The sequence below is a fragment of the Microbacterium sp. genome (assembly GCF_048259935.1).
GTDB lineage: Bacteria > Actinomycetota > Actinomycetes > Actinomycetales > Microbacteriaceae > Microbacterium.
This window is the reverse complement of the sequence record NZ_JBLXHF010000003.1, coordinates 310,731-324,028: the sequence shown is the minus strand read 5'-3', so window position 1 is coordinate 324,028 and position 13,298 is coordinate 310,731. Positions and strand designations below refer to the sequence as shown.

The window sequence follows — 13,298 nt, the reverse complement described above, 5'->3', positions numbered from 1 at the left end:
CTGGACGTGTGCGGCGTCAACGCCACCACGCGTCGTCCGGGGTCACCGGCAGGTGGCGCTTGTGCTGGGAGGCCAGGTACTTCTGTTCGATACGGCTTGCGGCATCAGCATCCACCGGCTTGCCCTCGAGGTAGTCATCGATCTGCTCGTAGGTGATTCCGAGTTCGTCCTCGTCGGCACGGCCCGGCTGGCCGTCGAGAAGGTCGGCGGTGGGCACCTTCGTCCACAGCCGCTCCGGCGCCTGCAGCTCCTGCAGAAGCTGCTTTCCCTGACGCTTGGTGAGACCGGCGAGCGGGAGGACATCGGCCGCGCCATCACCGAACTTCGTGTAGAAGCCGGTGACAGCCTCGGCGGCGTGGTCGGTTCCGATGACGAGGTGCCCATCGTGACCGGCGAGCGCGTACTGCGTCACCATGCGGACGCGCGCCTTGATGTTGCCGCGATTGAAATCCGAGATCGATGCGCCGGCAGCCTGTTCGAGATCCGTCTCGACACCGTCCACACCGTGCTGGATGTTCCCTTCGACGACGCGGTCAGCAGCGACGAACTCGATGGCCGCCACCGCGTCTGCCGCGTCGTACTGCACCTTGTACGGCAGTCGCACGGCGATGAAGTCGGCCGCACCGCCCTCTGCGCGCACGCGCTCCACAGCGAGTTGGGCGAGCCGGCCGCCGAGGGTGGAGTCCTGGCCGCCCGAGATTCCGAGCACGAACCCGGATGCTCCCGTCTTGACGAGATAGTCGACGAGGAACTGCACCCGTCGTTCGATCTCGACCGCGGGGTCGATCTCCGACTGCACACCGAGAGTCTGAGCGATCTCCTGCTGAAGTGTCATGCATCCAGTATCGCCCGACCGGTGTGACGACGGCGAGACTTGGCGCCGCACACCCGGGCATACGAGAGAATCGAAGTACCCCGCCCTCACGTGAAAGCGAGCACAATGACCCTCCTCGGCAGCAGCGACCTCGATGTCTTCCCCCTCGCCCTCGGCGGGAACGTGTTCGGCTGGACAGCCGACCGCGACTCCTCCTTCGAGATCCTCGACGCGTATACCGCGGGTGGCGGAAACTTCATCGATACGGCCGATGGGTACAGCGCCTGGGCGCCGGGCAACAGCGGCGGCGAGAGCGAAACACTCATCGGCGAATGGCTCGCCTCGCGCAAGCCATCAGGCCTCACGATCGCGACCAAGGTGAGCAGTCATCCGGACTTCCGCGGGCTCTCCGCGTCGAACGTCCGCGCCGCTGCCGAAGCTTCACTGAAGCGCCTCGGCCTCGACTCGATCGACCTGTATTACGCGCACTTCGATGATCTCGAGACTCCCCTGGAGGAGACCGTCGCCGCATTCGGACAGCTCGTCGCCGACGGGCTCGTGCGCAACATCGCCGTCTCGAACTACTCCGCCGACCGCATCCGCTCGTGGATCTCGATCTCGCAGGAGACGAGAGTGCCGCTGCCGGTCGCGATCCAGCCGCACTACAACCTCGTGCACCGCGAAGATGTCGAGGCGAGCATCATTCCCGTGGCCGAGGAGTTCGCAATGGGGCTCGTGCCGTATTACGCGCTGGCCAGCGGATTCCTCACTGGCAAGTACCGATCGCAGGATGCCGCGGGCTCATCTCCTCGCGCCGAGGGCGCCGCGAAGTACGCCACGGAGCACGGTCTTCGCATCCTTGCCGAGCTCGAGCACATTGCCGGAACGCACGAGGCATCGATCGCCTCGGTTTCGTTGGCATGGCTCCGCGCACAGCCGACGGTTGCTGCTCCCCTCGCGAGTGCTTCGCGCGTGGAGCAGGTCACGGACCTACTCGCGGGCGCAACACTCGAGCTGACTGCCGACGAGGTGCAGGCTCTGAACACCGTCTCAGAGTGGAGCCCCGCCAGCGTCTGAGCCTGATCAGCGGCTGCGGATGCGACTCGGGCCGGCCTGAGTCTGCTCAACCACGAGCTGTGCGGGGATCTGCTCTTGCATGGATTCGACGTGGCTGATGATGCCGACGGTGCGTCCGCCGGAGCGCAGCTCGTCGAGCGTGCGCATGGCGATTTCGAGGGTGTCGGCATCGAGAGATCCGAATCCTTCGTCGATGAACAGGGTGTCGAGCTGGATGCCGCCGGCACGTGCCGTCACGACCTCGGCGAGACCGAGCGCGAGCGCAAGTGAGCTGAGGAAGGTCTCGCCTCCCGACAGCGACTGCGCCGGGCGCGTTTGGCCGGTGAACGCGTCGAACACCACAATGCCGAGGCCGGATGCTGCACCGCGCGCCGCGAGCGCATCGGAATGCTGCAGGCGATATCTGCCCGTCGACATATCGCTGAGGCGCCGGTTCGCCGTGTCGACGATCTCTTCGAGCTCGGCTGCCAGAACGAACGTCTCGAGCGTCATCTTGTGCGTGTTGCCCGCACGCCCTGCGATCGTGTCCGCGAGGCCGCGGAGCACTTCGAAGTCCGCCTGCTGCTGCGCGTTTCGTGCATGGGCGGTCTGCGCAGCCTCGATCAGACTGCTGAGCTGCTCAGCAGTGGCCTGTGCCCGCCCGGCGAGATCGACCAGAGCCTTCCAGTCCGAGCGCGCGGTCGCCGCGGCCTCTTCGACGTCAGTGAGGTCAAGCGGCTCCTCCGGGAGAACCCGCATCTCGAGGGCGAGCAGGATCTCGCGCTCCTTCGTGCGCTGCACCATGTGTGCGGTGATGCGTGCGTCAAGCGCCTGCTGGTCGGATGTCGATCGGAGCGCCGCACGCACGCTGGCCGCGTCGTCGAACTCGGAGTCAGCAAGGGCCTCGACTTGAGCGGACTGTGCGTCGGCGAGCACGGCGGCACGACGAACCTGCTCCTCGAGAGCATCGGCGAACGCGCGTGCCGTGCGGATGAGATTGGATACTGCCGCGATACGCGCACCGACAGAATCCGCATCACCTCGCGCTTCGGCGATCAATCGCTGTGCCTCATCGCGGCGCTGGGCGACCAGGGCGAGCGCCTCGGTCGCGGCCGCCCGCGCAGTGGCCGCGTCGGTCCGCTCCTTCTCAACCTCAGCGGACTGCGCGGAGAACTCCGTCAGTTTCCGCTCGGCCGCGTCGAGAGCGGCGACCGCCTGCTGCGCCGCGGTGTGGGCGTCACGCGCGGCTGCCAGCTCTGCAGACGCAGTCTCGACCGTGCGCTCCTCTGCGCGCGCGGCGGCGGCGGCCTGTGCGGCTCGGACCTCGGACACACGGTTGTGCGCTGCTCGTTCGACCTCGACCGCAGCATCCCGCTCGGCCTCCGCGCGCTCGATGTCGTCAGCCGAGACCGGATCGCTGTGCGCTGCCGGCGACGGGTGCACCGTTGACCCGCACACTGCACACGGCTCACCATCGGTGAGCGCGGTGGCGAGTTCGCCGGCGAATCCGTCCAGACGTCGTCGGCGCAGCTGCGCGAGCGCGCTCTGCTGCGCAGCCAGAGCGTCAGAGGCTTCGACCAGCACACGTTCGGCGGCAGCGCGTTCGGCACCCAGGGACTCCACCTGCACAGCAGCTTCGCGTCTTGTCTGCGCCGTGGTCAGCGCGGCCGCAACGTCGTCGATGCGATCGACACTGCGCCGGGCTGCATCTCGTTGCGAGGTCAGCTCCGCAAGGCGGCCCGGCTGTTCTGCGTGCGCCGCTTCGGCAGCCTCCACACGCGCAGAGGCCCGATCGACCTCAGCCTGTACCGTGGCGAACTCTGCGGTCAGAGCATCCGTGTTCTGCTCGAGTTCTGCGGCGTGCCGCCAGGCACCGATCTCTTGAGTGCGATCGGCGGCCCACTCCTCCAGAGCGGAGGCGCTCACGTCGTCGAGCTCGACGCCCGCAGCGACCCAGGCTTCGCGCGCTTCGACCTGCTGCACGACCGCCGCATCGTGCGCTTCGAGTGCTCGCTCGGCTGCGGTGATCGTCGTGAGCAGTACCTCGGCCTCTCGGGCCCGCCGCAGCTGCGCGCTGGCCTCATCGATCTCAGGCTGCTCCGCCTCCAACCGTGCCAGGGCTGCCCTGGCCCGATCACGTTCCTGCTGCGCCTTCTGGTCGTCACGAAGAGCCGCAAGTGCGGCATCCGCCTCGGTCAGTCGTTTCTCGGCCTCATCACGCTCGGTGCCCCGACGCTCGACCTGATACACCGCACGCGCCAACGCGTCATGCAGCGCCGAAAGCCTCAGATCGATCGCGACCGGCTGCCCATCGGCGTGACCGTGTTCGCCCCACAGGTCGGCCGTGGTGACCACGCGCTCGGCCTCATCTATGCGTGCGCCCACCGTGGCTGCGACTCCGGCGAGCGCAGACTCGGCCGCGCGCCGTCGTGACTCGAATCTCGACTGCACGTCCTCGAAGCGCTCCGTGCCGAAGAGCCGCCGCAGCAGCGCCTGGCGCTCTTTGCTGTCGGCGAGCAAGAACCGGGCGAACCTGTTCTGTGCGAGCAGGATCACCTGCAGGAACTGCTCTCGGCTCAGCTGCAGGATCTCATCGAGTTCATCGGCGACCCGCTTCTCTTTGGCAGCGAGGGTGATCCACTCATCTGCCTCGAGAACATCGAGCTGCACCCCGGATGCCTGCTTGGTCAGCCCACCGCCACGCTTGGCTGGGCGCTCGTATTCGGGTGAGCGGATCACCCGGTAGCGCCCGGAGGTGGTGCTGAACTCGACGACGACTTCGCTCGGATCGCCCGGTTCGCAGTGATCGCTGCGCAGCCTCTTCTCGCCGCCCTCGTAGCGCGGGACTGACCCGTACAGGCCGAAGCAGACAGCGTCCAGGATGCTCGATTTGCCGGCACCCGTTCGTCCCGCGATCAGGAAGAGGCCGTCGCCCGCGAATCCGTCGAAGTCGACGATCTGCCTCGTGCGGAACGGACCGAAGCCCTCGATCTCGAGACGGTGAAGGCGCACTAGACCAGAGCCTCGGCGACTGCGCGCTCATCGAGCACCTCGCGGATGAGCTCGCTCTCGCGCTCGCTCGGGCCCTGTCCTGCGCGCACGTGTTCGAGGAATGCCTCGATCCGATCGGTGTCGGTGACGGCGGTCTTCAGTCGCGCAGCATAGGAATGCTCCTTCGCCTCACGCCCCGAAGCCGGAGTGTGCTGCACCATCGCGCAGTGCGGGAAGTGCTCTTTCACGCGGCGCATCGGCTCTGCCTGCGGCAGCGCGTCGGTGTAGACCGCGCACACCCAGGCGTCAGCGTGCGCTGCGACGTTCTCTGCAGAGAGGATCTCGTCCAGAGTGCCGGTGAGCGTGACCAGAGGCCGTGGCACCGGCAGAGCGAGCCACTGGACGGACGCGAGTCCGGATGCATCGAGATCGATCAACCAGGATCCGCGCTCTTTGTGCTGTTCGCCGAAGCTGTAGTGCAGCGGTGCACCCGCGTACCGCACTCGATCGCTGATCGCCTGCCGCCCGTGGATGTGTCCGAGAGCGACGTAGTCCGGCCCGTCGAAGACCTCGAGCGGGACGACATCGAGTCCGCCCTGTCGGACTTCGCGCTCAAGGCCGACCGTGGCGTCGACACCGGCTGCGAAGCAGTGCGCGATCGCAACCGAACGTCCCTCGTGCGCGCCCATTTCGGAACGGACGAGGTCCATCGCGTGGGCCATCGTCTGCGCCTGTGTCTTGAGGGCAGCTCCCCGCCAGTGCTGGCGCACGATCGCCGGTTCGAGATAGGGGATGCCGTAGAAGTGCACGGGACCTGTCTCATCGGCGATCGTGACCGGCTCGCCCACCGCCAGCGGGTCGGTGAGCACGTGAATGCCCTCACGCAGCAGTCCGGCCTGGAAGCCGAGGCGAGCCGCTGAGTCGTGGTTGCCGCTTGTGACGATCACCTGCGCGCCCGTGTCGTGCAGTGCAAGGAGTGTGTCGCCCAGGAGCGTGTAGGCGGAACCCGCCGGCGTCGCAGAGTCGAACACGTCGCCGGCGACGATCACGACATCGACAGAGTTCTCTCGCACCTGCTCGACCAGCGTCGCCAGCACCTCGGCCAGAGCATCCATGGTCGAGTTGCCATGGAAGGTCCGGCCGATGTGCCAGTCGGAGGTGTGCAGGATTCGCATATTCACACCGTACGGAGGGCCTCGGACATTCGCCCAGAGGCGTGCCGCGGCATCCGGATCAGCGCACTGTCGAAAGCGTGTCGGTGTCGTCCGACAAGCGCGCGGCGGGCGCATCGTCTGCAACGGATCCGCGCGGCAGCAGATCTTCCTTGCGCCCGCGCACCGTCGTGATCGCAATGGCGGACGCCACCAGCATCCCGATCGCAGCGGCGACGAAGACGCCGCCGTAGCCCGCCGTGAGCGCGCCGGGCGAGGCGGGCTCCGGACCTGCGACGACAGCCGCGTACACCGCGGTGAACACCGATAGCCCGATCGATCCGCCGATCTGCATGGCCGAGTTGGTGACCGCAGAGGCGACACCCGCATCATGCGGTGCGACACCGGTGAGTGCGACGTTCTGCAGCGGGATGAAGACGAACGCCATGCCCATTCCCATCACCAGCAGTGCGGGCGCGACCTGCACGAAGTAGTTGCCACCCGGAGTGATGAACGACAGGTAGAGCAGCGCGGCCGCGACGACGAGCGGACCGCCGATCAGCATCGGGCGGGGGCCGATGCTGCCGAGCATCTTCGTGGCGAGCCCGGCGAGAACCATTGTGCCCAGCGGCAGCGGAAGGCTCGCGACGCCCGCTTCCAGCGCACCCATGCCGAGCACGATCTGCAGGTAGAAGGTGAGATAGAGCGTCGCGCCGATCATGACGCTGCCAGCGACGGCCTGGATGAGGAAGACTCCACCGCGTACCCTGTGCGTCACCACGCGCAACGGCAGCAGCGGATTGCTGACGCGCATCTCCACCCACACGAACACGGCCAGCAGCGCGATCCCGAGCACGATGAACGTAATCGTCAGCGGACTCGTCCAGCCGGTCTCGGCGAGGCTGAAGCCGTAGGCGAGCGAGCCGAGGCCCGCTGTCACGAACAGCGCACCCCACAGGTCGTAGCGGTTGTCTCCGTCCGCTCTGCTCTCAGTGAGGAACAGTCCACCGCCGATAAGACCGATCATGACGAAGAAGAGGTTGACCAGCAGGCACCAGCGCCAGTCGAAGAACTCGGTGAGGAACCCGCCGAGCACCATGCCTACTGCTGCTCCCGCACCCGCGACCGTGCCGAACACCGCGAAGGCGACGTTGCGGTCCTTGCCGGAGGGGAAGAGCGTGGTGAGCAGCGCGAGGGCAGCGGGCGCGAGCATGGCGGCGAAGACGCCCTGCAGGGCGCGTCCGAGGATCAGTTCCCACCCGGCAACGGCCATGCCGGCGTACAGCGATGCCAGCCCGAACCCGATCATGCCGACCATGAACGTGCGCTTGCGACCCCAGTAGTCAGCGATGCGTCCGCCGAGCAGAAGCAAGGCCCCGAATGCGAGGGCGTATGCCGTGACCACCCACTGACGAAGGTGATCGTCCATGTTCAGGGCGATCTGCGCCTGGGGCAGCGCGATGTTGACGATGGTGCCGTCGAGGACGACGACGAGCTGCGTCAGCGAGATGACGAACAGCGCCCACCATTTGGCTTTGGGGTGGGAGCGCAGAGAGCGGGAACGCACGGATGAAGACATGGAAAAACCTCCGGTGTCTGATGAGGATGCCGGAGGTTTCAAGCCTCGGACCAACGCTCGAAGAGGAGCAGCTGGCCACCTCAGCTAACGTCGCTGAGCAGACGTCAATTGTATCGTCTGGATGCTGGGGAGACGCTGACGGACCGCTACCCGACGAACGGGGTCGCGTAACAGAGCGTCACATTTTCTGCGTCGGGAACGTCTTCTTCTGCGTCAGGAACGACGCAGGATGCCGGCGCGCTCAGGATGCTGAGCGAACCACTCTGCGACGTACCAGCAGACCGGCTCGACCTTTCGATCGCCACGGCTCTCGAGGTCGGCGACCGCGCCCTCGACAACGCGCGCCGCATAGCCGTGGCCGCGGAATGTCGGCACAGTGAAGGCTCTGGTCATGGCGATCGTCTTGCCGTCATCGCGATAATCCAGAGCACTGACCAGCTGTCCGTCACGCATGAGCGTGTAGCGCGAAGCATCCTTCTCATCGGTGATGAGGAACCCGTCAACCATCGTGGAATTCGTCATGGCTCCACGCTAGGCCACCCCGTCACATCCGGACTCGTTTTGACACCGTGCGACATTCTCAGACATAATCCAACCCATGACCACCAACGCACGCCCTTTGTCCGCCCAGGAGGCGAACAGGACTGCCGGGATGATGATGCCCGGTCGCGTTGGCATGTGTTGCCGAATGTGTCGCTGATCCTTCAGTCATACCGCCCGGCTCAGCCCTTCGCCATCTGCGACGCCTGAGCCACCGAGCACCCACCTGCGTGCTCGCTCTCGGCCCTCCGGGTCATTCCTGCAACGCATCCGAGCCGCATCGGCTCACCCTCCCAAGGACTCATCATCATGTCGAACATTGCCCTCCTCGAGCGTCCCGCAACTCGCGCCCCTCACCTTCGCGCCGTTCCGCCGATCACCGCCGCCGCGACGCCCACGAGCCCCGCTGATCTTCCCGCTACCCGTTCACCTCGCGGTTTCGCCCTCTACGTCGGTCTCGACGAGATCAAGGCGGCCGAAGCCGGAGTGAGCCTGCCGCTTCTCGTCGATGCCCTGCGCCGCACTCTCGCTGAGCTCGCCCCGGGCGCCGAGACCCACGCCACCGTCGCACTGGCACCGCATGGATCCGGCGGTCGCGACCTCGACGTCGTGCGCCTCGCACTGCAGGAGCCCGGCGCCGTCGCCCGCGCCAAGGCCGCCACCGAGTCCGAAGAAAAGGACGAGGACTACGGCGTCACGGTCGACATCTCTCGCAAGCGCGTGCTGATCGATGGCGACTCCGCCGCATTCACGTACAAGGAGTTCGAGCTGCTGCAGTACCTCGTGCTGCGTGAGGGACGCACGATCGAGCGCTCCGAGCTGGTCGAAGCACTGTGGCAGTCCCCCGACGACGAGACTCCCGGCGAGCGCACGATCGATGTGCACGTGCGTCGCCTCCGCGCCAAGCTCGGGCGCTACGAGGACATCGTTCGCACTGTGCGCGGTGTCGGCTACCGCTTCGATCGCCACGCCGACGTCGTCATCCGCTACGGCCACGGCACCCCCTCGCCCGACCGCTTCTGAAGACGCGCAGCGGACTCGACGCGTCGCACGCATTTCCGGACGCGCAGGGGTCGCAGATGGGCGCCTCCCCCGCGATATGGCGACGATTCGCGCCACCTCCCGGCGGCGCGAGCAGCGCGCCAGCGGCTGTCCGTGACGAGGCGTCAGTGCCGAGGCGTAGGGTGTTCGCATGACGACGACAGCGGATGCCGCAGCATCCGCACCGGCGACCTCATCAGCCCGCGCCACCCCACTGACCACGATCTATCGTCCCGCACACCCGCTGCACCTGTTCCGCACAGTCAGCGTCCTGATGCGCGGCCCGAAGGACCCGACGATGCTCGTCGATGGCGGGGCACTCTGGCGCGCGGCCCGTACTCCCGATGGCATCGCGACCCTGGCGCTGCGCCAGTCTCCGGAGGGGATCCACGCCACTGCCTGGGGCCCCGGCGCAGACTGGGCGCTCACGCAGCTCCCCCGACTCTGCGGTGCAGCCGATGAGGCGACCGAATTCAACGTCTCTACCCACCCGGTTCTCGCCACCGTCGCTCGGCGCACGGCCAGCACGCGGCTCACCCGCACCGACCTCGTCTTCGATGCGCTCGCGAGTGCGACTCTCGAGCAGAAGGTCACCTCTTACCAGGCGTTCGGCGCGTGGCGATTGCTCGTCACGAGTTTCGGCGAGCGCGCGCCCGGCCCCACTCCCCGGCCGATGTTTGCTCCTCCGACAATCGACGGGTGGCGCGACATCCCCTCGTGGGCCTGGCATCGCGCCGGTGTCGAGCCTCCGCAGTCGCGTGCGATTGTCCGCTCAGCCGAACGCGGGCAGCGCATCGCGGATGCCGTGATCGCCGCCGAGACCGGCGATGACCGTGACCGGGCGCTCACCAGCCTGCCCGGCATCGGCGCATGGACGTCTGCCGAGACGCGCATTCGCGCGCTCGGAGATCCGGATGCCGTCAGCGTCGGCGACTACCATCTCGCGCACCAGGTTGGCTTCGCTCTCACCGGATCACGCGTAGATGACGACGGGATGCTCGAGCTCCTCGAGCCCTGGCGAGGAAACCGCCAGCGGGTCATCCGTCTCATCCTCGCCAGTGGCATCGTCGAGCCCCGCCGCGGACCGCGCCTCGCCCCCGAGGATCATCGCCGCCGCTAGGCTGACACCATGGCGGGAACGAAGAAGCAGCGCTGGACCTGGCTCGGCGGCACGGTCGTGCTCGTCGTGCTCGGAATCGTGATCGGGCTCATTCTGCAAAACGTCTGGCTGGGGCTTCTGCTCGCGGCCATCATCTCGGTGGGCTGGCTGCTCGCCGTCGAGTCGCGCAAGGGCGGCAACGTCGGTGTCAACGACGAGTCACGCGGCATCGAGCTCTAACCTGTCAGAGCTTCAGTAATACACGGCCAATCGCCCGCGCGGACCGTCGATCACCTCTACTGGGGTATCGAAGACGTCGCTGAGCACAGCATCCGTCATGATCTCGTCCGGCGTGCCGAAGCGTACGACGCGGCCATCCTTGACCGCGCAGATGTGATCGGCGTAGTGGCCGGCGAAGTTGATGTCGTGCAGCACGATCACGATCGTGCGCCCGAGCTCGGCGGCCGCGCGACGCAGATGCTGCATCATCTGCACAGAGTGGCGCATGTCGAGGTTGTTGAGCGGCTCGTCGAGCAGCACGTAGTCGGTGTCCTGCGCGAGCACCATCGCGACGTATGCCCGCTGCCGCTGCCCTCCGGAGAGTTCGTCGAGGTAGCGTCCTTCCAGCTCTGAGAGACCGAGGAAGTCGATCGCCTCGCTGATCACCCGCTCGTCCTCGACGTTGAGTCGTCCCTGGGAGTGCGGGAAGCGTCCGAACCCGACCAGCTGACGCACGGTGAGCCGCGTGATGAAGTGGTTCTCCTGGCGCAGGACCGACACGATCTTGGCGAGGTCCTTCGACGGCGTGCGGACGACGTCGTATCCGCCGATCTCGATCGTTCCGGCATCCAGCCCGAGAAGGCGACCGATCATCGTGAGCAGCGTCGACTTGCCGGCACCGTTCGGTCCCACCAGCGCGGTCACTCCCCCTGCGGGGATCTGCAGGTCGACCGGACCGATCGAGACCTCGTCGCTGTATGCCTTGCGCACTGAGGTGAGAGAGATCACAGTCGGCCCTTTCTGAGAATGACGATGAGGAAGAGGGTTCCGCCGACGAGTTCGATGATGATCGAGACGACGCCCTGCGCGTAGAAGAGGTTCTTCATGACGAAGTAGGCGCCCGAGAGCACGACGAATCCGGTCAGCACGGCGATCGGGAAGACGTAGCGGTGGTCGTAGGTGTCGGCGAACTGATACGCGAGAGTCGCCACGAGGAAGCCGAGGAAGGTCATCGGACCGACCATGGCGGTCGACACTGCCATCAGCACCGACACCAGCACGAGCGTGCGGATCAGCTCGCGGCGGTGATTGATTCCGAGTCCCATCGTGATGTCTTTGCCGAGGGCGAGCAGGTTCAACCGGCGCGAGCCGGACCAGAGCAGGATGCCGGCGGCCAGAGACAGCGGGATCGCGATCGGCAGCTGCTCCGGGTCAGCGTTCGAGACACTGCCGAACATCTGCGCGGTGAGCACATCGAACTCGCTCGGGGTCAGCAGGCGTTGCGTGAACGCCGAGACCGAGCCGAGACCGCCTCCGATGATGATGCCGATCAGCAGCATGACCTGTAGGTTCGCGTAGCGTCCGGACAGCAGCCAGCCGTACAGCAGCACCGACAGCCCAACCATGATGGCGATCTGCAGCACGAACTGCACGTTGCCCTGAAGCGCGACGAGGCCTGCGATGCCGAAGAAGTACACCCCGGCCGTCTGCACAGAGATGTAGAGCGCCTCGAACCCCATGATTGACGGCGTGATGATGCGGTTCTCGGTCACCGTCTGGAAGCTCACCGTCGCGATCGCCTGGCAGAAGGCGACGACCGCCATGACAACGATGCTGGTGCCGCGCATCTGGGCGATGAGCCAGAAGCCCTCGGTGCCGACCGGCATCGGGTTCTCCCAGGCGAGGAGCCCGAACGCGAAGCCGACGGCCATCACGATCAGGATGCCGAGGATCACGAAGTACTTGCGGCGGGCACGTCCGTTCGGCAGGGCGCCCGCATGTCGTGGTGCGGACTGCGGGATCACCGGTGCGGCCCTAAGCACGACGACGCTGCTTCAACAGGAGGGCGATGAAGACGATCGCGCCCACGACTCCGAGGATCAGCGACACTGGCACCTCGAACGGCATGATGATCGTGCGTCCGATGATGTCGCAGACCGTCACGATCGCGATGCCGAGCAGGCACACCCACGGCAGGTTGCTGCGCAGGTCATCGCCGCGGACCATCGAGACGATGTTGGGCACGATGAGGCCGAGGAACGGCAGATTCCCGACGATCACGGTGACGACGCCCGTGGCCACAGCGATGAGCGCGGTGCCCAGCAGCACGACCCGGTTGTAGTTCAGGCCGACGTTGGTCGAGATCTCCTCGCCGAGACCTGCGACAGTGAACCGGTCGGCGACGATGAAGATCACCACACCCACGATGGCGACGATCCACAGCGCCTCATACTGTCCGCGCAGCACCGAGGTGAAACTGCCGGCGAACCACACGCCGAGACTCTGGAGCGTGTCAGTCTGCAGCGCGATGTAGGTCGAGATCGAGCCGACGACCGCCCCGAGCATGATGCCGATGATCGGCACGATCAGCGATGACCTCAGCGACACGCGCCGCAGGAAGAGGAAGAACACCATCGTGCCGATGAACGCCGCAATGACAGCGCCAGTCATCTTCGCCGCGATGCCCGCTGCCGGCGCGAGGATCATCACCGCGAGCAGTCCGAGGCCTGCCCATTCGGTGGTTCCGGTCGTGGTCGGCTCGACGAAGCGGTTCTGGGTCAGCAGCTGCATCACCAGGCCTGACATCGCCATCGCTGCGCCCGCGAGCATCAGCGCGATGGTGCGCGGGATGCGCGTGATCGCGAACATCTCCGCCCCGTCTTCGGCGCCGAAGACGTCGTAGACGCCGATGAACAGCGAGGCGACCAGCAGGAGCGCCACAACGGCGATGCCGATCAGCAATGCGGGGTCGAACAGCCTCCCGCGCGTACGCGGGAGGCTGTCCGGTGTCGTGCGACTCATCTCTGG

The 13,298-nt window shown here is 66.5% G+C and carries 12 protein-coding genes; 4 read left to right on the top strand and 8 right to left on the bottom strand.

Annotated elements, in window-relative coordinates:
* Positions 1 to 16: 16 nt before the first annotated feature.
* A complete protein-coding gene (gene nadE / locus ACN0RC_RS07200; protein ID WP_417510225.1) occupies positions 17 to 835 on the bottom strand; it encodes an ammonia-dependent NAD(+) synthetase in 819 nt (272 codons plus the stop codon).
* A 105-nt stretch (positions 836 to 940) separates the two neighbouring features.
* On the opposite strand from nadE, the gene ACN0RC_RS07195 reads away from it, so the two are divergent.
* Entirely contained in the window at positions 941 to 1,891 is a 951-nt protein-coding gene (locus ACN0RC_RS07195; protein ID WP_417510223.1) for an aldo/keto reductase, read from the top strand.
* A 6-nt stretch (positions 1,892 to 1,897) separates the two neighbouring features.
* Here ACN0RC_RS07195 and ACN0RC_RS07190 read toward each other — a convergent pair whose 3' ends face one another.
* The 4 genes from ACN0RC_RS07190 to ACN0RC_RS07175 all read right to left on the bottom strand — a co-directional run bounded on the left by ACN0RC_RS07190 (position 1,898) and on the right by ACN0RC_RS07175 (position 8,113).
* Complete coding sequence (locus ACN0RC_RS07190; protein ID WP_417510221.1) at positions 1,898 to 4,882, bottom strand: AAA family ATPase; 2,985 nt, start codon at positions 4,880 to 4,882, stop codon at positions 1,898 to 1,900.
* Positions 4,882 to 6,036, bottom strand: coding sequence for an exonuclease SbcCD subunit D (locus tag ACN0RC_RS07185; RefSeq protein ID WP_417510219.1), 1,155 nt, complete (start codon positions 6,034 to 6,036; stop codon positions 4,882 to 4,884). Before ACN0RC_RS07185 ends, ACN0RC_RS07190 begins: the two co-directional genes overlap by 1 nt.
* Before the next feature lie 58 nt (positions 6,037 to 6,094).
* Complete coding sequence (locus ACN0RC_RS07180; protein ID WP_417510217.1) at positions 6,095 to 7,591, bottom strand: MFS transporter; 1,497 nt, start codon at positions 7,589 to 7,591, stop codon at positions 6,095 to 6,097.
* A 213-nt stretch (positions 7,592 to 7,804) separates the two neighbouring features.
* A complete protein-coding gene (locus ACN0RC_RS07175) occupies positions 7,805 to 8,113 on the bottom strand; it encodes a GNAT family N-acetyltransferase (protein ID WP_417510215.1) in 309 nt (102 codons plus the stop codon).
* A 327-nt stretch (positions 8,114 to 8,440) separates the two neighbouring features.
* On the opposite strand from ACN0RC_RS07175, the gene ACN0RC_RS07170 reads away from it, so the two are divergent.
* The 3 genes from ACN0RC_RS07170 to ACN0RC_RS07160 all read left to right on the top strand — a co-directional run bounded on the left by ACN0RC_RS07170 (position 8,441) and on the right by ACN0RC_RS07160 (position 10,511).
* The gene (locus tag ACN0RC_RS07170; protein WP_417510213.1) at positions 8,441 to 9,154 is read left to right on the top strand and encodes a winged helix-turn-helix domain-containing protein; all 714 of its coding nucleotides are present in this window, start codon (positions 8,441 to 8,443) and stop codon (positions 9,152 to 9,154) included.
* Between the two features lie 169 nt (positions 9,155 to 9,323).
* Positions 9,324 to 10,292 carry a DNA-3-methyladenine glycosylase family protein gene (locus ACN0RC_RS07165; RefSeq protein WP_417510211.1) on the top strand — a complete coding sequence of 323 codons (969 nt, stop codon included), beginning with the start codon at positions 9,324 to 9,326 and terminating at the stop codon, positions 10,290 to 10,292.
* Positions 10,293 to 10,301: 9 nt separating this feature from the next.
* The gene (locus tag ACN0RC_RS07160; protein WP_417510209.1) at positions 10,302 to 10,511 is read left to right on the top strand and encodes a hypothetical protein; all 210 of its coding nucleotides are present in this window, start codon (positions 10,302 to 10,304) and stop codon (positions 10,509 to 10,511) included.
* A gap of 12 nt (positions 10,512 to 10,523) precedes the next feature.
* Here ACN0RC_RS07160 and ACN0RC_RS07155 read toward each other — a convergent pair whose 3' ends face one another.
* From ACN0RC_RS07155 to ACN0RC_RS07145, 3 genes are read right to left on the bottom strand one after another with little or no spacing between them, the layout of a single operon-like run.
* Positions 10,524 to 11,279 (bottom strand): ABC transporter ATP-binding protein, encoded by a 756-nt coding sequence (locus ACN0RC_RS07155; RefSeq protein WP_417510207.1) that lies wholly within the window; start codon positions 11,277 to 11,279, stop codon positions 10,524 to 10,526.
* Complete coding sequence (locus ACN0RC_RS07150) at positions 11,276 to 12,313, bottom strand: iron chelate uptake ABC transporter family permease subunit (protein WP_417510205.1); 1,038 nt, start codon at positions 12,311 to 12,313, stop codon at positions 11,276 to 11,278. The genes ACN0RC_RS07155 and ACN0RC_RS07150 overlap by 4 nt, the downstream gene beginning before the upstream one ends.
* Entirely contained in the window at positions 12,306 to 13,292 is a 987-nt protein-coding gene (locus tag ACN0RC_RS07145) for an ABC transporter permease (protein WP_417510204.1), read from the bottom strand. Before ACN0RC_RS07145 ends, ACN0RC_RS07150 begins: the two co-directional genes overlap by 8 nt.
* Positions 13,293 to 13,298: the final 6 nt, after the last annotated feature.